We start from the raw sequence: 20,924 nt of genomic DNA on the forward strand, positions 1-20,924 counted from the left end.
GGCCGTTCTTCAATTCAACGAGCCGATGGGCGGCGCACTGCAATGTTTAGTCTCTACCAAATCGGGAAAGTATTTTTTAAGTAGAAAAATAGGAGGTTTCGATGATGAAGAAAAAAATGGCCATGGCTGCTCTTGGTTTGGGTGCGGCGTATTTAATGAGAAACAAGGATGCTAGAAATAAATTGTCCAAGCAATTCGAGACGTTTGGATCCACTCCGATGAGGGGAGAAAAAACCGGGTCTCAGTCGCATTCCCGGACAGCGTCTTCTAAAAAAGGATTGGGCAGTCTTTTCAGCTAAGCGCACATAATAAAGGGAGAGGGCACGCATCTGAATGCGCCCTCTCCTTTTTATTCGTTGACCGCGACATTGCGCCTCTCCATATATAGGACGATGAAGATGCTCGCCTCGTACAGCAAGATCATCGGAACGAGTACGATGAGCTGGCTGACGAAGTCGGGTGGCGTAATCAGTGCCGAGACAACGGCCAAAATCAGATATGACCACTTCCTCACTTTTCGTAAGGTATCTGCTGTCAAGACACCGATTGCGGCTAGAAACATGGCGACGATTGGCAGTTCGAATAGGAGTCCGATTGGCATCGTCGTCATGAGCAGGAATTTTGCATATTCCTGAGCCGATACCATCACCTTGAAATTCATCGCCCCCAAAGAGACAAGGAATCCGTAGCTCAATGGATTGACCACAAAGTAGCCAAACGCTAATCCAGCGAGGAACAAGCAAAACATGACCGGTGAATACAAGCTGAGAAACTGCTGTTCCTTCGGATTTAGTCCCGGCTTTACAAATTGCCATATAAAGTGGCAGAGAAACGGCAGCGACAATCCGAATGCCAATGCTGTCGAGATGGACATATAGAAGACGACAACTTCCATCGGTCCGAGGACGATCAATTCGTGACCTCTTGTGACAATCGGAAACCATAGATTGACGGTCGCGAATACACCGATAAAGAAAGCGATGAATACGATTGCACTTTTTATAAGTTGCTTGCGCAAATCGGTCAAATGCTCGACTAGCGGAGGGTCTCCGGCAATTGAATCATCTGCCTTCACAAACGCCGCCTCATTTGTTTTCTCCACATCGCTCTTTTCAACGGCCTTGTTTTCCGTTATCTCCCTTTTATCAAGCGGGCTTATTATTTTCCGATGATCGCCATAAGGATCCATGTCTTCACCTACTTATGAAGATCCGTCTTATTCGGTAATTCCTTCTTCACTTCATCCTCATCTAAAATATCGCGGGCTGATTTTTTGAACTCCGCCAATGTCTTGCCAACCGCCGACCCGACTTCCGGCAATTTCCGCGGACCGAAAAGGATGAGAACGATGACTAAGATGATAATTAACCCTGGTACGCCAATAGCTGCTAAATTCATTGCGAAATTCTCCCTTTCTTAAACGAGAGACCCTCCCGTTTTGCTGTACTTCTGAATGGCTTCTGCTGTGCGATACGCCAATGCTCCGATTGTGCCAGTAGGGTTATAGCCGCCATTATGTGGGAAATTCCCCGCACCGACGACGAACAGATTTTCCGCGTCCCAATGCTGCAAGTACGTGTTAACAACACTATTGGCAGGATCCGTACCCATAATTGTTCCACCCGTATTATGTGTCGTTTGGTAAGGAACTATGTCATAATCGGAGATCGGATTTCCAGGTACTACGGTTTTTGCGCCCATTTCTTTCATAATCTCCGCAATCCGGTCTGTCAGGTACTTATGCATATTGCGGTCCTGTTCAGTGAAATTGTACGTCAACTGCAATAGCGGCACCCCATATGCGTCTCGATAGTCAGGGTCAAGCGACATGAAGTTTTCTTTATGCGGCATCGAAGCCCCTTGGCCGCCAATCGATAATGTTCGGGTATAATTTTCAATGGATGCTTTCTTGAAATCTGCACCCCAAGCCGGTACATCAGGAGGAATTGGATTTGTCTGAATCGGCCGGTTTCCGGTTTGGGTAAGTGAAATGCTTGCCCCGTGAATGAAATCGAGATCGGAATGGTCAAAACTGTCACCGTTGAAATCATCGATTGTCATTCCTAAAGCACCTGCACCCATAAACACATTCATCTGTTCATCAAAAAACCCGGTCACTCCCGGCAGAATTTGGTACCCATAGTTTTTGCCCAACGTCCCTCTTCCTGTGTCGGGATTATACTGTTCGCCGATTTTAGAAACCATGAGCAATTTTGCATTGTTCATTACATAACTTGTCAAGACGACGACATCGGCCGGTTGGATGAACTCCTCACCGGTTTGCGTATCCACATATCTCACGCCAGTCACTTTATTGCCAGACTTCAGGACCTCTACGACGTTGGCGTGGAAAGTCACATCGAAATTCCCCGTTTTCATCGCTGTCGGTACAACTGTAATTTCCGGGGATGTTTTTGCTCCATACTCACAGCCGAACCGTTCGCAAAATCCACAATATTGGCATGCCCCAATTGTCTGACCGTCCGGGTTTTCGTATGCTTCGGACAAATTGGCGGACGGCAGCATGTATGGATGGTACCCCAAGGACGAAGCGGCGTTTTCAAACTTTTTCAAGATTGGTGTCCTTTTCATTGGAGGCGTCGGAAAATCATTCGATCGTTTGCCCGCGAAAGGGTTTGTATTTTCTCCCGATATGCCTGCCGTCTTTTCGAATTTATCGAAGTATGGCTCTAATTCATCGTACGTAATTCCCCAGTCCTGCAATAAATAATCTGGTGAAAGTTTATTTTTCCCGTATTTTTGCTCGGTCATCGTCTTAATCTGAAAGTCGTACGGTAAAAAGCGGAACGTATGGCCGTTCCAGTGCGTTCCGGCACCGCCAAGATTCTCACCGAGAAGAAATGAGCCCAACTGCCGCATCGGAAGCGCACGCATTTTGCGGTTGTTGCGGAACGTGATCGTTTCCTTCGACAAATCTTGCATGAGCTCATAGCGGATCGCATAACGATATTCGTCATGTATCATTTGATAATCAGCTGTGCTTCGCGCTTTCCCTCTTTCCAGACCACGCACTTTCAATCCTGCTTTCGCGCATTCGGCGGCGATGATGCCTCCCATCCAACCGACCCCGACTGTCACGACATTTACTTTATCCAACGTTTTTGCCACTTGTCATCCCTCCGTCAGTGCTGCATCGTACTAATTGATTTTGGCTCGATTTTTTGAAACTTCTCATCTTCGATCATGTTGATGTAGGCCATTTGATGGCCTGGGAAGCCTTTCATTCTCCAGGCATCCATATTGTTGTTTCCGTTGTAGATTGGATCGGCATATGCGCCTTCCAACGTCGCTTGTCGAAGAACACGGAAAAAGAATTCCGAAGAAACGCCTTTCATCTCGACTTCATTTTTTTGGAATGCAGTGATGATTTCATCCATTTGACCTCCATCCAAATCGACAAACGGTTTTTGATAGCGTTTTTGCGCCTCTTCCTCCATCTTGGCAATCCCTTGTCTGAACATTTCAGCACGTGTCAGTCTGCTCTGGTAACCTTGCGTCGCTTCTCCTGCGAAAAACGGGCCTTGCATATATTCCCGTGTATTGTTGCCATAACTACCGGCCAATTGGTTGTCTATGAAATAGGGCACGCCGAGACCGATAGCTCCTGGTCCGAGGTCATCCTCCGGGAATATCCGCTCAACCGCCTGGGAGAGCACATTGAAATCAGCATGATTCGTAAAGAACATCAAGCCTTTGACCGAAGTTACATCATGATCCTCCGCATTCTTAGTTCCACTCTTCGTTTGAACGCCGTCCTTATTGACATTGTAGCCAACAAGACCTCCAATCAGCCCTCCTCCTACCAATGCTCCAGTCGCGATTCCTGTCGTTTTTAGAAAATCACGTCTCGACAATCCTTTTTGATCATCAGCCATATTATTTCCTCCTCCCTGTATATGCCAACTAGCATGTCCGTTTCCGTATGCATTTCATACAAAGTGAGCAATAATTATCCAATTACGATATATTGTTTGAAACAAGGCTTTTGAAAGGAGTTTTTTCTACTGAAACGTTTTGTTTTTATCATGACTCTCGTTATACTGTCTGGTTGTTCAATGAACGAAAAAACAGCTACCACTGCTACGATTACGAAACTGGCCACAGACTTGGAATCCCCTTGGTCCATTGCTTCGGACGGAGAGCGATTTTTCATTTCAGAACGGAATGGGGCGATTGTCAGGATTGAGGCGGATGGCAGTGCAATTCGGGAGGATGTGCATCTTTCCGAACCATTATCTAATGCCGCAGAGGCGGGGTTGCTTGGGTTTGTTTTTCAAGATGATTTTGATGCTTCGGGACGCGCCTATGCATACTACACGTACGACTCGAACGGGGTTCCCGTTAACCGGATTGTAATGTTGCAGTACGACGGCGGAAAGTGGAGGGAGACGGATATCCTTTTGGATGGGATTGAGTCGGGGCCTTTCCATCATGGCGGCAGACTTGCTCTGTCCCCGGAAGGAATTTTATTTGCCACAATTGGGGACGGGGCTGTACCGGAAAATGCACAGGATCCAGACTCGCTAAACGGCAAGATTTTAAAACTTCAGGTGGATGGCAGTTTTAGCATTGTCAGTTTGGGACACCGGAACCCCCAAGGGCTTGCCTGGAATTCAAAGGGAGAACTTTATGCTTCAGAGCATGGGCAGTCCGCAAATGACGAAATTAACCGGATTGAAGAGGGCAGGAATTACGGGTGGCCGTTGATTGAAGGTAAAAAGAAGTCAGAGGGAATGGAGACACCTTTACTCACTTCAGGGAAGAATGAAACGTGGGCACCATCCGGAATGGCATTTTACTCTGGACTTCTGTATGTTGCTGCATTACGTGGAGAGGCAATTCTAGTGATCAATCCGGAAGACATGAAAATAATTGATCGAATCGAAGGCTATGGCCGCATCCGAGACGTCTATTCCGATGGCGAGTCTTTATTTTTCATTACGAACAACACGGATGGCCGTGGAAGTCCTTCGGAGATGGACGACATTCTCTATCAATTGACTTCCTTTCAAGTTCGTAAAGAATAGCGCGTTCCATTAACTTTCTCCAAATTTTTCCGATAGTAACAATAGAGAATGGAAATGGGGTGGAGTGGCTTGCTTGGCAATTGGAATGCGATGGGGTTGAACATTCTTCGAAATATGGGGATGCATAATAATCAGGTGATGCGGTCGATGGAGCGGCTTTCTTCCGGTATGCGCATTAACAGAGCTGCGGATGATCCCGCAGGGTTGGCCATTTCTGAGAAAATGCGTGCTCAAATTCGTGGTCTCCAAGCATCACAACGCAATATCCAAGATAGCATTTCGCTGTTTCAGACGGCGGAAGGCGCGTTGAATGAAACGCACGCTATGCTTCAGCGAATGCGGGAGTTAGGTGTACAAGCGGCGAGTGATACTTTGACGGATGCAGATCGCGAATTACTTGATATTGAATTCCAGGAATTGAAGAAGGAAATCCAACGTACATCGACAGATACTGAATTCAATACGATCCCTTTGCTCGACGGATCACGCACTTCATTCAAAACGCAGGCGGGGGCAAACGCCGGCCAATCCATCGAGTTTTCCATTGGAGATATGGGCGTTGAATCGCTTGGGTTAAAAGATTCATCCATTGCTACGCGTGAAGCTGCCGACAAAGCGATTGGAGAACTGGACGGGGCCATTCAAAAAACTTCATCTGAACGTTCCCGGATGGGCGCGTATGTCAATCGATTGGAGCATGCGTATAATAACGCACTGACGATGGAGGAGAATTTGACTGCGGCCGAGTCACGCATCAGGGACGTTGACATCGCAAAAGAAATGATGGCATTGACGAACGCGAATATTCTACTTCAAGCAAGTCAATACGTTCTTTCATTGCATATGCAACAGGCTCAATCCGTCCTTCAGCTGCTGAAACAATCTTGAATAAAAAACGGGCTGTCTAGAAAGACAGCCCCAGTTCCTGGTTTACAGATTTTCGGTGTTGATCCGTGGAACGGAATCTCCATATTCATCTTTAGGTTTTAAAATATCGTCTGCAGGCAGCATTGTTCTTCGATCAATCATGGTTGCACCAATATCCCTTTCCGTATCTTCAACCTCTCCGCTGCCGCGTCCTTCATTCGGAACATCAGGTTCCACGTTATCGACAAAAATAGCAATTCCGCCATACTTCATGTCGTTATAAATGTTTTCTGCTTCCTCCCTTGAAAAACCCATCTCTTCGAAGTGTTTTGCCTGCTTTGGTCTGTCATCGAGAAAAGCCCCTTTAAAACGATCCAGAAAACCTTCTTTTCCTTGTCCATCCAAAGAAACAAAAGTTTGTCTGCGCAATTGCGCAAAGTCGTCATCTGTATTCGCAATGGCGGTAATTTGATCTTCCGAATAGCCAAGTGAAGTCAATTCCGTAATCTTATACAATGCTGCATCAATTTTATTTTGCGTACCAACGTACCGTTTTTCCATTTGTCAAAACACTCCCTTTTTCGCCTATTTCCCTTACTTTACCCTTACTTCCAGTGGAAAACACATATGTTTAGCTTCTTTTATTAACGTGAATATAAACAATAGAAGACCATGGAAGAAAGGAAGTGATTTCTTTTGAATAAGAAGAAACCTTTTACTTCAGAAGATCGAAAAGACGCACAAGGACGCTTTATGGACAACCCGGAGAATTTACGTACTGATAAGGAAAGCATCTACGATATGCACGAAGACATGCAGACGGTCGACCCGATACCATTGGAAGATTTGAAGATGGAGGAACATGAAGAAAAACATCACCATGAAACGAAAAACAATTCATCCAGCGAAGAAAAGTACAAATGAAAAGCAATGCCTCATCTACTTTCAAGAGAGAGGCATTGCTTTTTCCTTCGTCGTTCCCTGTCGATATTCCCCGGGAAATGTATTATTTTGTATTTATAAATTAAAAAGAAACGTTGCATTCATACAGTAGTTTTTGCCGCATTTCGTTTTGCAGAATTGATTCCTAAAAACATAAGTGCGCCGATAAGAACGACCGTAACGCCGATGCTCATCCAAAATCCCGATTGGTTTGAAATAGAAGAGAACATCATCGTGGCATACGTACTAACCTTCCATGGCGAAACAGTCCAAAAAGCGCCAATAACCGAGTCAATAATTTGGAGAATAAGCAAGACAACAATAGAAAGCCCCGCTGCTGCTCCTGTCGACAACCATGCACTAAAAAAGAGAACGACTGTTACAGCGAAAATGATCCACACACTATAGGTCGCTAAAAAAGCGAATACATCTCCCGCCGCCACCGGGTTGAACAAAATTTGAATATAGTACCATGCCGCGAAAAAACCGAGCCAAACACTGCCTAAAATAATCCCATTGATGACAATCCATTTACTTAGAAAATAACTTCCGAAAGACATAGGACGTACATAAAGAAGTGTTGCTGTCCCGTTTTTACGTTCGCTTGAAATGGTTCCCATAAAGGCAAGGATGATCACTAAGATGCCGATTGTCTGATATTGACTCATCAACGAAACAAAGATATCCTCTCCCTGGAATTGCGGCCAGTTAAATTGCGCCCCATCCGGCAAGTTCCCGACACTCTTCATAATTTCAGGAAGAAAATGATTCGTGACAGGCTCAAGAATTCCAAAAATGACAAACACGATGGGAATCCAATACAGTTTAAAATTGCGTACGTTCTCTCGCAATTCCTTTCGCAATAGCACGCTGAAGCTGTTCATCCTTCCATCACCACTTTCATGAAGATCTCTTCTAAGCTCGCTGTCTGCATTTCCAGTTTTCGTATCGAGAATTTTTTCGAGTGCAGTAATGCCAACACTTCCGATATGCCAACACCCGCTTTAACAGCATCAATAGTAGCCATTTTTCTTACCTTCGTTACCATCCATGGAGAAACCGTCTCAAATCTTACCAATTCTTCTTCAGTTTCAAACTCAATGAGAATACGTGGGTTTTCATACTTATTTCGAATAGAATCCAACGATCCATTTTCCACAAGTGTCCCTTTTCGCAGAAACAGTAATTGGTCCGTCATTTCCTCTGCATCATTCAAAATATGGGTGGAATAAAGGATTGTCGTCTCCTGCTGTAACTCCTTCAATAAATTCATCACTTGTCTGCGTCCCACCGGGTCGAGCGCCGATACGGGTTCATCCAGCAATAGCAGACCTGGTTTATGCACAATTGCTTGCGCCAAACCTAGACGTTGCTTCATCCCTCCTGAAAATGTTCCAGTCCTCTTTTTCATGGCATCTCCAAGACCAACAAACTCAAGCGTCTTCTTTGCATCTTCTAATGCTTGCCTAGCCTCTACACCACTTAACCGCGCTGCCATCTCTGTGAACTCAAGAGCAGACAGCCACGGAAAAAATTTCGGATATTGAGGCAGGAAGCCGATCGAAGACCGAATATCCGTTTTCGGTTGATTTTGGAATAAAATCGTACCATTCGACGGCGTGACAAGACCAGCAAGCATTGACAAAGTTGTCGTCTTCCCTGCCCCATTCGGTCCGATTAATGCAGTCGATGTGCGCTCCTCCAATTCAAAAGAAATGGAGTTTACAACACTTGGTCCCCCGTAAGTTTTTGTCAGGTTATTCACTTGCAATAATTGCGTCATTCTTGCCGCCTCCCGAAAATAAAGTACAAGATTGGCCCAATAAGGCTAGCTAGTAAAATAATAAAAATCCACATAATGAACGGCCCATTCGTCCGCCGATGCCGGATGATATCAATCAAAGCAACCATCATCAAAATAAGCTGGAGTACGATAAGTGGCAAAATAAGATTCCAAGGAATATTCGCTAGTTCAGCCATGCAAGTCACTCCTCTACTTGTTATATACACAGTATAACAAACCTGTTCTAATATGTATATAACAAATATCAACTTATTTCATCTATTTTACTCATTTGTAAACTGGCATAGACCAAGGGAACCTTTTTGAACGCGGGAAAATCTTATTTTAATGCGAATCACCTTTCAGGAGATGTGATAAATATCACAACAAGCATCCGCTATTTTTTTTATGATAGTCAAAGATGATTATCTCGATTACACCTTTTTCGTGTTTGCTTTATACCAATACCTTAAGGAGTGTTTTTCATGAATAATGTTTTATTCAAGGAAAGGAATCTTCAAATAGAACGGGACTATAATAAATATCCTTTCATCGTTATATGGGAAGTTACACGGGCCTGTGCACTTAGATGCTTACATTGTCGGGCGGAAGCGCAGTACAATCCAGATCCGAGTCAATTATCTTTTGAGGAAGGGAAAAAGCTGATTGACGAAATCGCTTTAATGGATAATCCATTATTCGTTTTTACAGGCGGAGACCCGTTGATGCGCCCTGATCTTTTTCAACTTGCCAAATATGCAATTGAAGAAAAGAATCTCCCTGTATCGATGACACCAAGCGCCACACCAAAAGTGACACGTGAAGCAATCCGCAAAGCAAAAGATGTTGGATTGTCGCGATGGGCTTTTAGTCTCGATGGTTCTTGTGCAGAAATTCACGACCACTTCCGTGGCACTCGGGGCTCTTTTGATCGAACAATGAAAGGGATTGAATACTTAAAAGAGCTTAATATACCAATACAGGTAAATACGACGATCTCTAACTACAATCTACATGACCTTGAAAAGATTGCTGACAAAGTGAAAGAAATGGGCGCCGTTCTTTGGAGTACGTTCTTCCTTGTCCCTACTGGCCGTGGCTTAGAAAAAGACATGGTTAGTCCGGAAGAACATGAAAAAGTAATGAAGTGGCTTTATCAGATTCAGCAAAAAATGCCCTATGGAGTAAAGACGACTGAGGCGCCTCATTACCGAAGGGTATTCCTACAGGAAAAACAACGGGCTGTTAGTGAAACAGCTAGACAGGAAACAAAAAGGGAAGACATTTTGGGAAGGGCCCCTCAGCCAGTAAATGATGGAGATGGCTTTGTTTTCATCAGTCATATCGGCGATGTATACCCGAGCGGATTTTTACCTATTGTTTGCGGAAATGTCCGAGAGCAATCCCTTACTGACATTTATCAAAACTCGCCAATCATGAAAGAATTACGGGACAAATCCTTGCTGAAAGGAAAATGTGGTGTATGTGAGTTCAATGAAATTTGCGGTGGATCAAGAGCGAGGGCATATGCCATGACAGGCGATTATTTAGACAGCGATCCTTCTTGTTCCTATATTCCAAAAGCCCTTCGCGATAAGGCCGGTGAATAAAAATTGAAGAAACATATTGTCGTTATCGGAGGAGGTATTTCTGGCTTAACCGCCGCTTACTATCTGAAGAAGCAGGCGGATGAGCAGAATATTGACCTAACCATTCAAGTCATCGAAAAGAGTGACGTATTGGGCGGAAGGATTCAAACAGTTGAACGGGATGGCTTCATCATTGAGAAAGGGCCTGATTCATTTCTTGCACGGAAATATCCGATTAACGAGTTATCAAAAGAGCTTGATTTAGAAGATGAATTGGTCGGCACCAATCCAAATGCAAGGGCAAACTTCATTTACCTCAATAAAAAGCTTCACCCCATGCCGATGGGTCTTGTACTTGGAATTCCGACAAAGATGACCCCATTTCTTAAGACAGGGCTTATATCACCGTTAGGTAAAATGCGTGCCGCAATGGATCTATTTCTTCCAAAGCATAATGGAATGTCTGACGAGTCGCTTGGACATTTTGTTGAACGTCGCCTTGGTAAGGAAGTGTTGGAACATATAACTGAACCACTTCTTGGTGGAATCTATTCTGGAAATGCCCGTACAATCAGCATTAAAGCGACCTTCCCACATTTTAAACAACTTGAACAGAAGCATGGGAGTTTAATCAAAGGAATGATGAAAAGCAAACAGCCAGCCCCGCTAAATAACCAACTGCCAGCTTTTGCAAAGAAAAGTATGTTTTTAACATACAAAAATGGAATGTGTACGCTAATTGATCGACTGACAGCGTCTATGCCTTCTGTTGATATCCTTACGAATTGTGGAGTTGAATCCATTATTCAGGATGGGCATCAATATAAGGTACTGCTCGATTCCAAAGAAACGATAACAGCGGACGGGCTCATCATGGCCCTTCCCGCTTCAGTCGCTGCAAAGCTCTTACCGAATATATCCGAAAACCGGTGGCTCGATAAGATCCGGTACGTTTCTGTTGCCAATATTGCGTTGGCATTTGATGCGGCTGCAATTTCCTATCCGTTGAACGGGACAGGTTTTGTCATCCCTCGTAAAGAAGGGCTCGATCTCACCGCGTGTACTTGGACTTCGTCAAAATGGTTACATACAGCCCCTATGGGAAAGGTTCTTTTGCGATGCTATGTGGGGAATGAACAGGCGCAAGACTGGGTTCAGTTGACCGATGAGCAGCTAATCCAAAAAGTTCGAGCTGACTTGGAAGAAATCATAGGTATTTCCGCTGAACCGCTGTTCAATGAAGTGACGAGGGCGATTAAAGCTATGCCCCAATATCCCGTTAATCATGTGGAAGAGCTTGCCCGTGTCAGGGAAGCGATGGCAGTGAAAAAACCAGGCGTCTTCCTTTGCGGGGCAGGATACGAGGGTGTCGGTGTTCCGGATTGTATCCAACAAGGCAAACAGGCCGCGATCAATATGATAGACTATTTACGGTCCTAATCAATTACGGTTATTCAACCAAAATAGACAACTGCACTAAATCCTTTAGTCCGTGTTATACTACTCGATGGACTGGAGGAAGTATGATGAAACAATGGATGTATCCCCTGTTTGTGATTATTGGAGCAAGCAGTTATGGAATTCTTTCTACGATTATTAAATTGGCCATAGAGGACGGATATACGGCTGCCCAAGCTGTGACTGGCCAATACTATATTGGGTTTTTATTGGCGGCGCTCATTTATCTTTTTACCCACCGTGCATTACCGAAATTCGGCGGCGGGTATACACTTTTGCTTGCAGGACTTTTCACCGCGATTACGGGAACCGTTTATGGGAAAGCTGTGTCCTATATGCCGGCTTCTCTCGCTGTCGTCATGCTTTTCCAATTCACGTGGATCGGTATGCTTTTTGATTGCATTGCGAATCGACGTTTTCCGAAACGGGTTGAAGTGATCTCATTGTTTTTCCTATTAGGAGGAACGATTTTTGCAGCGGGAGTCATTGATGCCGATTTGAGCGGAATCCCTTGGCAAGGTTGGATGTGGGGCATGATGGCGGCAGTGAGTTTCTCGGCATTCATCATGGTGAATCAGCGGCAGGTCGAAGGGATGGATATGGCTACGCGGTTATTATTCATGTCTTTCTTCGCGGCGATTGCCATCACGTTTTTCCAAGAACCACAAATCGTATGGAATGGCACGTTGCTTAGTGGGTTGTGGGTGTATGGATTGATATTAGGCGTCTTTGGCATTATCCTGCCTATCTTGCTTTTCTCTATCGGCATCCCGAAAGTCGGGACAGGCACGGCATCGATTTTAAGTGCATTCGAACTGCCTGTCGCTGTCACAGCATCGATGCTGTTATTGCATGAACGTATGACCTTTTTACAGATTATCGGTATTGTAATTATCCTGATCGGAATGACACTGCCGAGTATCGCTAACCGTAGAGTAAGATTGAATAAAGAAGAACCGGATCTCCATCATTTGTGAAAATGATGGGGATTTTTCTGTTGCCGCGAAAACTTTTGGCACAACCTGAGGGTATATATAGTAAGAGCAGCAAATTGGGTTGTTCTGAAAGGAGTGGGACATATGCAGCAAGACAATTGGATTGAACAAATACGAGCGGGCGACCAAGCCTCCTTCCAGCAGTTTTACAATGCATACGCGGATACAGCGATTCGAACGGCTTCCGCGATTACACGCAATCGGGAAATGGCAAAGGACGCTGTACAGGAAACGTTCATCCGTGTATATCGGCAAATTAGCAGTTACAATCCAACAAAACCATTCGATCCATGGTTTTATCGCATATTGACGAACGAATGTCTTCGTCTATTGAAAAGGGAATCTCCCCTTTCGAAATTTGAACTGCCTGATCCTGAGACTACCACTTCCCTTGCAGAGGAATCATTCGATCATTTATCTGATCTATATGATGTCATTCAATCGTTGGATGACATTCACCGTATTCCGCTCATCTTGAAATATATAAAAGGCTTTTCCGAGAAAGAGATTGCGGAAATCTTAGGGTTGAATCAAAACACTGTCAAGTCGCGATTATTCAAAGGAAGGAAGAATTTGCGCGAACAATTGCAGCCTGATGATAGGAGGATGGATCCTAATGAGTAAATTCGATGAACGTATAAAGGATGAGTTGGCCAAGAGGACAGACGAAGATGTCCATGATTTGAAGGATGAGATTTGGAATGAAATCAATCATGAATTATTTGAAGGCAGGCGAACTGGGATGAAACGAAAAAAACGATGGATACCTGCAGTAATGATTGCAGCAGCAGCGATTGTTCTGGCATTCACCTTACAAACGGAGCCTGGCTTAGCGCTGATCAAAAACATTAAGGATATGTTCGCACCTGAAAAGGAGATTATCCAAAGTATTGAGGGGCAAGACGAGCCGACCGAAGTGCATTTGAATGAAGGTAAGGATTCGGAGTATATCATTTATGTAGATGAAACCCGCTATAAAATGGTTAAAGGTGACGATGCCGATGTCATTACAACGATTGAACCGCTACCCGAGAAGTATCCTGAAGTAAGTATGGAGATTAAACAATACCCGAATGATCCTCCTGAAATACTTGCCAAGCAGATTGAAGAAGAATTGAAGAACGACTTTCCTGAGCTGCGGCCGATTGAGACTGTAACGGAACCAGTTGAAGGCTTTTGGCTTCACGGGCTGACTGAATCGAAATGGGACGGCAAAGTCATTGATGTCTATGTTGTTAGCAATGGACAAGATGGAAGCCTTGTCATTACGGAAAATTATTTCCTTGAAGCAGCTGAAGGGCATGGCGCAAGATTTTACCATATGCTAGAGAGTTTTGAAATTATCGATTGAGTGGAATTTGGGGAGGGTGACGTTGCGTTCACCCTTTTTTTTAATGATATGGAAATAGATTCATTTGTTGTCTATGCATATTTTATTGGAAGGTAGGGTATAGATTGTAATAGTAGATAGCAAGGGGGTTTACAGGTATGGATATCTTTATGGTTGTTTTTAATACACTAATTGTACTATCGTATATTATTTTAATCGCATTCATTACTCCATTCATCATGGGGTATATAAAAAAGAGGAACTATGATGTGTTCATCCAATTGATACCGATTTTGTCGATTGTCTTACTGAGCAGCATCGCCATATCTATGGGACTTGGCGGGTTCAAGGAATTGCTGTTCTTCCGGATAACGACTATTGTTTCGATCATCCTGCTCGGGTTCTTATTGTTCCTGACAGTCGCAATGCGGACGTTGTGGAAGGAAAAGTATGATTTATTAATCGAAAGGATCCTGTCGATTCGCTCAAAAAATGAACGGAGCTTCTCACTTAAATAAGTGGGAAGCCTTTTTCATTTTAGTGTACACTTATCGTAAATAGTTCAAGTATAGGAGACGTCAGCATGCTAAAAGACCGGTTTTATTATGAAGATGCTTATATGAAGACATTCAAGGCTCGCATTTTACAGAAAGGGAAAGATTCGGATCAACGCTCGTATGTTGTGCTTGATAATACCGCATTTTACCCGACAGGCGGCGGGCAGCCGCATGACACCGGAACGATCGGCGGGATATGTGTGATTGATGTGGAGGAAGTAGAAGGCGTGATCCGCCATTTTCTTAAGGAATGCCTTGATTCCGCAGGAGAAGTGGCAGGGGCAATCGATTGGGAACGCCGTTTCGATCATATGCAGCAACATGCAGGCCAGCATATTTTGACGGCAGCATTTGTCGACCTTTTCGGTTTCCAGACGGTCAGTTTCCATTTAGGCAAAGAGCTTGTTTCCATTGATTTGGATGTGGAGGATGTTTCGGCGGATCAATTGGCAGCTGTTGAAAAGCTTGCAAACGAGATCATTTTGGAAAATCGTCCGATTGAAACGAAATGGGTCTCGGAGGATGAACTTACCGAGTATTCATTGCGAAAACAATTGGCGGTGACAGATGAAATCAGGCTCGTTATTATACCTGAATTCGATTATAACGGCTGTGGCGGCACTCACCCGAATTCAACCGGACAAGTCGGAATGATTAAGATTTTATCGACTGAAAAGCAGAAACGAAAAGTGCGTGTCCATTTTGCTTGTGGCGGCAGGGTGATCCAACAATTGCAAAGGAAGCATGAAGAATTGTCGGCTGCCTCCAAATTGTTGAGCGCGCCCGAGGATGGCGTCAGCAATGCGATTGAGAAACTATTAACTTCGAATCGTACATTGGAGAAATCGCTTGAACACGCAAAGGAAGAATTGCTATCGTTCGAAGCGAAACGTTTAGTTGAACATAAAAACGGAATCGTTGTAAGGTATGCATTCACTGACCGAACCGTCCAGGAACTGCAAAAGTTGGCAAGACTTATTATAGCGGAAGATGAATCGATCATCGCCCTTCTTGTCGCCGAGAATGAAAATCACCTCCAGTTCGTAGCTGCCCGTGGAACATTGGCCAAAGCGAGCATGAAACAAGTCGCCGCTTCAGTATTGCCCCTTCTCAATGGCAAAGGCGGAGGAAATGATGCATTTGTGCAAGGTGGCGGAGAGCGGACAATGACTGGTGAAGAAATGCTGAACGTTATGGAAAATACACTAGTAAAATAATGAACTCCTCCCGATTTCAGAATCGGGGGGAGTTCATTATTTTATAAAGATTGCTAACTCATTTATGTTTACTATTTTACAATCCGGGTACATAAAGTCATTAGATACTAGGATGTTTCAGTATTTCGAGGGAGAGATTTATTTGAAGAAAAAAATAGTGTTCATTTCCGATCACGGAGACCCGCTTGCCCCTCTTGGTGGCGAGCAGGCTGGCGGTCAAAATAATTATGTTAAGCAATTGGCACTTTCTTTGGATAACAAAGGCTATACAGTAGATGTCATTACCCATTGGGCGGATGCGAATGCTCCCAAGATTGAGAAGTTCGGTTCTCGTTGCCGGGTAGTTCGAATCGCTGCAGGGGTGAAAGGCTATGTAGCGAAAAGCGATCTGTATAGCATGCTCCATGAATTTTATGACGATATAAGAAATCAAATCGATTTAGCTTCTTATGACATACTGCATACCCACTATTGGCTATCCGGACTTCTCGGGGCAAAAGCTGCGGAGGATTATGGGATACCTTGGATTCACACATCCCACTCGCTAGGTGCTGCAAAGGAACAGGCTACCGGTGTGAGGGAATATAAAAGGATGGCCGCCGAGCAATTAATATTGCAGCTGGCGGATACAGTCGTTGCTACTACCGCGACCGAGAGAAAGTTAATCAATGGCTTTGTTGAGGATCCGTCTCCTATCAAAGTTATTCCGATAGGGGTAGATAAAAGCTTCCAACCATCTGATCAAAAGGAAAAAGAGCGCCCTTATTTCGCATTTGCAGGCAGGCTTGAGGAGACGAAAGGGATTTATACACTGCTTCACGCTTTTAGGCTATTAATCGAGCGACATGAGCTTCCATCTTCCGCCAAGCTCGTCATTGCTGGAGGAGACGCGGACACAATCGATTTACAAAAAATGTCGCCGACTTGTCCAAACCTGAAGAAAGCAGTTTCAGGTTTAGAGAAGCATATCGACTTTATTGGAGCCCGCTCTCAACGTCAATTAGCAGAACTTTTCAATGCAGCGACTGCTGTCATTGTCCCTTCGACTTATGAATCGTTCGGAATGGTTGCCGCGGAAGCACAGGCATGCGGGAGTCCTGTCATCGCTTCAAAAGTCGGCGGTTTACAGGATGTCGTCCGTCACAGAGAGACAGGCATCCATGTGGAAAAGGAAAATAAGGAGCATTTGGCATTCGCCATGAAACTCATTGCATTGAACCGTGGATTTGCGCGTTCGCTCGGACGACGCGCTGCTGCTCATGCGCAACGAGAATTCAATTGGGAAACTGTAGCTAGAAAGATGGATGGACTATACGAGGTGGTTATACGTGGAAAACAAAAGGTACTGGCTGGCGACTGACTTAGATGGAACGTTCGTTGGTGATTCCGATGCGCTCGGAAAACTGCTTTATTTCTTTGAAGAGGCGGCGTATGAAGTAGCTCTCGTTTATGTGACAGGCAGGCATCTGGCTTCAGCCCAGTTGCTCATGGAGGAAGAGCGCTTACCGATACCGGATTTGCTTATAACGGACGTCGGCACATCTATTTATCAATCGGATGGGCAAGAGGACGCGGATTGGCGAGCAAGCATGCTGCAAGATTGGCAGCCCAATGAAATTGCTGAAATCGCCGCTTCCTTTTCAACATTAAAGAGGCAGCAGCTCCCCGATGACCGACGCGTATCTTTTACAGTAACCGAAGATTTGGGAGAGGTTGATAAATTCAGGAAGGCTCTTAATTCCCATGGCCTCCCCCATTCATTCATTTTCAGTTCGAACCGGGATATCGATGTGCTTCCTGGAAGTGCCGGCAAGGGGAGAGCTTTGGAATATGCACTCGATCAATATGCTGCAGATGACATTCAACTACTCATCGCCGGCGATTCAGGCAATGACATGGACATGCTTTCACTCGGTCACCCTTCCGTCATCGTCGGGAATGCCCAGCCTGAATTGCTGAACATGAAGCCATGTGAAAATCTCTTTTTTGCGAATGAACATTGTGCGGGTGGCATTCATGAAGCGTGGTTGCATTTTTACGGAGACCAACATAAGTTGATAGTTTGAGTTACCACCGATGCGCATGAATTTACTACCATTTTGAGAGAGTCTATCATCGCTTAACCATTTAACAGTTCCCTATCCTATAGCACCACAAAAATTGGCTGCCGCCCTGAGAAATCTCACTCAAGGTTGACAGCCAATTAATTATGGGTTCTTTTGGATAATTAATTCTTCCCTAGTACTTCATTCCAATCAATCGTTCCGTCTTTTATCTGGTCACGTTTTTCTTTGTTCATAATATCACTTGGGCGATCGCCTGCCGGCCAATCCTTATCATGGTTTTTCCATTCCGGCCGTTCTTGTGAAAGGATGAATGCAGCCAAATCGCTCGCTTCTTGGTCAGTCAATGTTCCTGCTGCTCCAATCGGCATGTTGTTTTGGATATACCCGGCCATTTTCGACATACGTGCAATGCCAGCACCGTCGTTGAATGATCCATCCCCCCATAAAGCAGGACCTGTATTCGATCCGGTACCCGTTCCATTATCCGCGTGGCAAGCGATGCACGACTGCTGATAAAGGACTTCCCCGTCAGCAATGTTTGGGACTGGAACGTCTTTCATATCGCTTTGATGGCGCCACGGCAATTCAGCGCCGACTGGAATTCCTTGTGAGATATACGTCAAATACGCAACCATTGCGTCCAAGTCTTCATCATCTTCAGCGAATTTCTGACCGTTCATGCTTCTTACCATACAGCCATTAATACGTTCTTCCAACGTAACAATTTGCCCTGAGCGACCGATATACATCGGATAGACAGAAGCCATTCCGACGAGGGAAGAAACTTCTTCGTCCATGCCCGCACCAGCATGACAGCTCGTACATGATAATTCATTGACCCGCGCCATACCGTCTTCTACACTTGACGCTTCACTTCGTAATACAGTGGATGTGTCATTTGTCAGTTCGTAACCTCTTAAAATCGCTTCTCCCAATGGGCCATCTGGTACATCATCCAAAGACGGTGGATTATGCACAACTCCCGCTACTTGTTCAGTTGGTGTTTCGGTAATAATTGGTGCTTGGTCGGCCTCTTTTTTACTGATCCCCAATTGATGGTTCATCGCACCGATGACCGCAAGCGAAACGACAACCAGGAATCCTAGAATGAGTGTTGTAGTGTTTCTCATTTCTATTACCTCCTTTTCTTACTCCTACAGTATCCGAATCATATATAGGGACTCAACGATTTTTCACTACGTTCTTAAATTTGCAATAACTTTATGGCGAATTAAGGAAAGATCATTTCACTTTTCACAAAAATAAAGAAATCCCTTGCCCATCAGTAGGCAAGGGATTTCTTTATCTATATTTTGTCTATCTACTAGACAATCAATACGCTCTCGCAAACCACACAGTATGCTTCGCGTCTTTTCCACAATTAATGCAAGTTGACTTTTCAGCAGGCGGATTGAAAGGTATGTTTCGTGTTGTGAATTTCGTTTCTTCCTTCACATGCTCTTCACATGCATCGTCGCCGCACCAGCCAGCAAGGATCCATCCAGGGATTTCGCCTTTTTCGGAGGAGTCTGCGATATGCTGTTTCAATTGCTCAATCGTGTCGATATGCGTGTGCGAATGCTCTGCACGGAATGCACGTGCCTTTTCAAGTAAACGCGTTTGCATCGTTTGCAGTTCCTGTTCGACGCTTGCAACGATATTCGCCAAGTTAACTGCAACCTTTTCGTCTTCGTCACGCGCTTTCATTAAAGCTTGATCATTTTCAAGATCACGTGGCCCAAGTTCAACCCGGACCGGCACTCCTTTTAATTCCCACTCATTGAATTTGAAGCCAGGAGACTGATCGGAATCATCCAAACGTACGCGGATGCCTTTCGCTTTCAATTCAGCGAAAACTTCATCCAATTTTTCCATAATAGCAGGGTTCTTTTTCCAAGGTCCAACCGGGATCAGTACTACCTGTGTCGGCGCGATACGTGGTGGCAACACTAGCCCTTGCTCGTCTCCGTGCACCATAATGACAGATCCGATGAGACGTGTCGAAGTTCCCCAAGATGTCGTATGGACGAATTCATGACGGTTTTCCTTCGTTAAATATTTGATATCAAACGCTTCTGCAAATTTCGTACCTAAATAGTGGGAAGTTCCGGCTTGCACCGCTTTCCCGTCCTTCATCATTGCTTCGATTGAATACGTATCAACTGCACCGGCAAAGCGCTCGGAAGGTGTTTTTTGTCCATCATAGACTGGAATCGCAAGTAGCTCTTCAACGACCTCTTTATAAATGTTCAACATTTGCATCGTTTCTCCGCGTGCTTCTTCTTCGTCAACATGCGCTGTATGCCCTTCTTGCCAAAGGAACTCCGAAGTACGTATGAACGGCAATGTCTTCTTCTCCCAACGGAAAACGTTCGCCCATTGGTTAATTAAGACCGGCAAGTCGCGGTAGCTCTTAATCCAATCCGAATACAAATGGCCAATCATCGTTTCAGATGTCGGACGCAATGCGAGGCGCTCTTCCAATTTCTCGCCCGCCGCCTCCGTCACCCATGGAAGCTCTGGAGAAAATCCTTCGATATGGTCTTTTTCTTTTTGGAAGAACGATTCAGGAATCAACATCGGGAAATATGCATTCCGGTGGCCCGTTTCCTTAAAGCGCTTATCCATTTCATCTTGAATATGCTCCCAGATTTCGAAGCCGTCCGGTTTGAATGCGATACATCCGCGAACTGGCGTATAATCCATCAAATCCGCTTTCTGGATCGTATCAATATACCATTTTGAAAAATCGTTTTTCTGATTACTCATCTTTATTTCCTCCCTTGCATAATAAAAAGCGCAAAGCTGTCCTCAAATAAGGACGTCTTTGCGCTGGATAGACGTGGTACCACCTTCATTCGGCCTAGCACTGCTAAGCCCTCGAACGTTTTGTAACGAAAACGACCCGGTCATGTTTGCATGACATCTCCGTGGTAGGGGTTCAATGAAAAGCGGTGGCATAGCTCTCAACAAGTTGCTATGCTTTCTGTCTCACAATTTCCATTTACTTGGCCACTTCTTAGATTCCATATTGCTTATAATATACCAAATAGTTTCAGGATATACAAATGC

At 44.7% G+C, this 20,924-nt stretch carries 23 protein-coding genes; 13 read left to right on the forward strand and 10 right to left on the reverse strand.

The genetic code is table 11. The annotated features are described in order from the left end of the window. Positions 1-104: 104 nt before the first annotated feature. Positions 105-299 (forward strand): hypothetical protein, encoded by a 195-nt coding sequence (locus SLU01_RS13580; RefSeq protein ID WP_308507735.1) that lies wholly within the window; start codon positions 105-107, stop codon positions 297-299. A gap of 50 nt (positions 300-349) precedes the next feature. Here SLU01_RS13580 and tatC read toward each other — a convergent pair whose 3' ends face one another. From tatC to SLU01_RS13600, 4 genes are read right to left on the reverse strand one after another with little or no spacing between them, the layout of a single operon-like run. Then, entirely contained in the window at positions 350-1,189 is an 840-nt protein-coding gene (gene tatC / locus SLU01_RS13585) for a twin-arginine translocase subunit TatC (protein ID WP_147059242.1), read from the reverse strand. Between the two features lie 8 nt (positions 1,190-1,197). Further along, the gene (gene tatA, locus SLU01_RS13590) at positions 1,198-1,398 is read right to left on the reverse strand and encodes a twin-arginine translocase TatA/TatE family subunit (protein ID WP_147059243.1); all 201 of its coding nucleotides are present in this window, start codon (positions 1,396-1,398) and stop codon (positions 1,198-1,200) included. An 18-nt stretch (positions 1,399-1,416) separates the two neighbouring features. Beyond that, entirely contained in the window at positions 1,417-3,129 is a 1,713-nt protein-coding gene (locus tag SLU01_RS13595) for a GMC family oxidoreductase (RefSeq protein WP_147059246.1), read from the reverse strand. Between the two features lie 14 nt (positions 3,130-3,143). Beyond that, positions 3,144-3,896: a gluconate 2-dehydrogenase subunit 3 family protein gene (locus SLU01_RS13600; protein WP_147059248.1), complete on the reverse strand. Its 753-nt coding sequence runs from the start codon at positions 3,894-3,896 to the stop codon at positions 3,144-3,146. A 180-nt stretch (positions 3,897-4,076) separates the two neighbouring features. On the opposite strand from SLU01_RS13600, the gene SLU01_RS13605 reads away from it, so the two are divergent. Together SLU01_RS13605 and SLU01_RS13610 are read left to right on the forward strand one after the other, a co-directional pair. Beyond that, the gene (locus SLU01_RS13605; protein ID WP_246110990.1) at positions 4,077-5,048 is read left to right on the forward strand and encodes a PQQ-dependent sugar dehydrogenase; all 972 of its coding nucleotides are present in this window, start codon (positions 4,077-4,079) and stop codon (positions 5,046-5,048) included. Positions 5,049-5,117: 69 nt separating this feature from the next. Continuing rightward, a complete protein-coding gene (locus SLU01_RS13610; RefSeq protein ID WP_147059353.1) occupies positions 5,118-5,936 on the forward strand; it encodes a flagellin N-terminal helical domain-containing protein in 819 nt (272 codons plus the stop codon). A 42-nt stretch (positions 5,937-5,978) separates the two neighbouring features. Here SLU01_RS13610 and SLU01_RS13615 read toward each other — a convergent pair whose 3' ends face one another. Then, complete coding sequence (locus SLU01_RS13615; protein WP_147059252.1) at positions 5,979-6,476, reverse strand: general stress protein; 498 nt, start codon at positions 6,474-6,476, stop codon at positions 5,979-5,981. A 135-nt stretch (positions 6,477-6,611) separates the two neighbouring features. Between SLU01_RS13615 and SLU01_RS13620 the strand changes: the two genes are divergently transcribed. Continuing rightward, positions 6,612-6,839 carry a YczO family protein gene (locus tag SLU01_RS13620; protein ID WP_147059253.1) on the forward strand — a complete coding sequence of 76 codons (228 nt, stop codon included), beginning with the start codon at positions 6,612-6,614 and terminating at the stop codon, positions 6,837-6,839. Between the two features lie 119 nt (positions 6,840-6,958). Here SLU01_RS13620 and SLU01_RS13625 read toward each other — a convergent pair whose 3' ends face one another. The 3 genes from SLU01_RS13625 to SLU01_RS13635 are packed head-to-tail and all read right to left on the reverse strand — an operon-like array spanning position 6,959 to position 8,837. Then, positions 6,959-7,741 (reverse strand): ABC transporter permease, encoded by a 783-nt coding sequence (locus tag SLU01_RS13625; RefSeq protein WP_147059255.1) that lies wholly within the window; start codon positions 7,739-7,741, stop codon positions 6,959-6,961. Beyond that, positions 7,738-8,640, reverse strand: coding sequence for an ABC transporter ATP-binding protein (locus SLU01_RS13630; RefSeq protein ID WP_147059257.1), 903 nt, complete (start codon positions 8,638-8,640; stop codon positions 7,738-7,740). Before SLU01_RS13630 ends, SLU01_RS13625 begins: the two co-directional genes overlap by 4 nt. Then, the gene (locus SLU01_RS13635) at positions 8,637-8,837 is read right to left on the reverse strand and encodes a PLDc N-terminal domain-containing protein (protein ID WP_147059259.1); all 201 of its coding nucleotides are present in this window, start codon (positions 8,835-8,837) and stop codon (positions 8,637-8,639) included. Before SLU01_RS13635 ends, SLU01_RS13630 begins: the two co-directional genes overlap by 4 nt. Before the next feature lie 288 nt (positions 8,838-9,125). On the opposite strand from SLU01_RS13635, the gene SLU01_RS13640 reads away from it, so the two are divergent. From SLU01_RS13640 to SLU01_RS13680, 9 genes are all read left to right on the forward strand, one after another. Further along, positions 9,126-10,250 (forward strand): TIGR04053 family radical SAM/SPASM domain-containing protein, encoded by a 1,125-nt coding sequence (locus SLU01_RS13640; RefSeq protein WP_147059261.1) that lies wholly within the window; start codon positions 9,126-9,128, stop codon positions 10,248-10,250. A gap of 3 nt (positions 10,251-10,253) precedes the next feature. Next, positions 10,254-11,669 carry a protoporphyrinogen oxidase gene (hemY, locus tag SLU01_RS13645; protein WP_147059264.1) on the forward strand — a complete coding sequence of 472 codons (1,416 nt, stop codon included), beginning with the start codon at positions 10,254-10,256 and terminating at the stop codon, positions 11,667-11,669. A gap of 86 nt (positions 11,670-11,755) precedes the next feature. After that, positions 11,756-12,664: an EamA family transporter gene (locus SLU01_RS13650; protein WP_308507736.1), complete on the forward strand. Its 909-nt coding sequence runs from the start codon at positions 11,756-11,758 to the stop codon at positions 12,662-12,664. 102 nt (positions 12,665-12,766) lie between these two features. Continuing rightward, positions 12,767-13,306: an RNA polymerase sigma factor gene (locus SLU01_RS13655; RefSeq protein WP_147059268.1), complete on the forward strand. Its 540-nt coding sequence runs from the start codon at positions 12,767-12,769 to the stop codon at positions 13,304-13,306. Further along, entirely contained in the window at positions 13,299-14,033 is a 735-nt protein-coding gene (locus tag SLU01_RS13660; protein ID WP_147059270.1) for a hypothetical protein, read from the forward strand. Before SLU01_RS13655 ends, SLU01_RS13660 begins: the two co-directional genes overlap by 8 nt. A 137-nt stretch (positions 14,034-14,170) precedes the next feature. After that, positions 14,171-14,530 (forward strand): hypothetical protein, encoded by a 360-nt coding sequence (locus tag SLU01_RS13665; protein ID WP_147059272.1) that lies wholly within the window; start codon positions 14,171-14,173, stop codon positions 14,528-14,530. Between the two features lie 65 nt (positions 14,531-14,595). Beyond that, positions 14,596-15,786 carry an alanyl-tRNA editing protein gene (locus SLU01_RS13670; RefSeq protein ID WP_147059274.1) on the forward strand — a complete coding sequence of 397 codons (1,191 nt, stop codon included), beginning with the start codon at positions 14,596-14,598 and terminating at the stop codon, positions 15,784-15,786. Positions 15,787-15,928: 142 nt separating this feature from the next. Next, a complete protein-coding gene (locus SLU01_RS13675; protein ID WP_147059276.1) occupies positions 15,929-17,146 on the forward strand; it encodes a glycosyltransferase in 1,218 nt (405 codons plus the stop codon). Further along, the gene (locus SLU01_RS13680) at positions 17,115-17,852 is read left to right on the forward strand and encodes an HAD-IIB family hydrolase (RefSeq protein ID WP_246110991.1); all 738 of its coding nucleotides are present in this window, start codon (positions 17,115-17,117) and stop codon (positions 17,850-17,852) included. Before SLU01_RS13675 ends, SLU01_RS13680 begins: the two co-directional genes overlap by 32 nt. A 161-nt stretch (positions 17,853-18,013) precedes the next feature. Here SLU01_RS13680 and SLU01_RS13685 read toward each other — a convergent pair whose 3' ends face one another. Together SLU01_RS13685 and proS are read right to left on the reverse strand one after the other, a co-directional pair. Beyond that, positions 18,014-18,982 (reverse strand): c-type cytochrome, encoded by a 969-nt coding sequence (locus SLU01_RS13685; RefSeq protein WP_147059280.1) that lies wholly within the window; start codon positions 18,980-18,982, stop codon positions 18,014-18,016. A gap of 202 nt (positions 18,983-19,184) precedes the next feature. Further along, positions 19,185-20,621 carry a proline--tRNA ligase gene (proS, locus tag SLU01_RS13690; protein WP_147059282.1) on the reverse strand — a complete coding sequence of 479 codons (1,437 nt, stop codon included), beginning with the start codon at positions 20,619-20,621 and terminating at the stop codon, positions 19,185-19,187. Between the last annotated feature and the right edge of the window lie 303 nt (positions 20,622-20,924).

This window comes from Sporosarcina luteola, assembly GCF_007991495.1.
In the GTDB taxonomy this organism is placed as follows: Bacteria; Bacillota; Bacilli; order Bacillales_A; family Planococcaceae; genus Sporosarcina; species Sporosarcina luteola.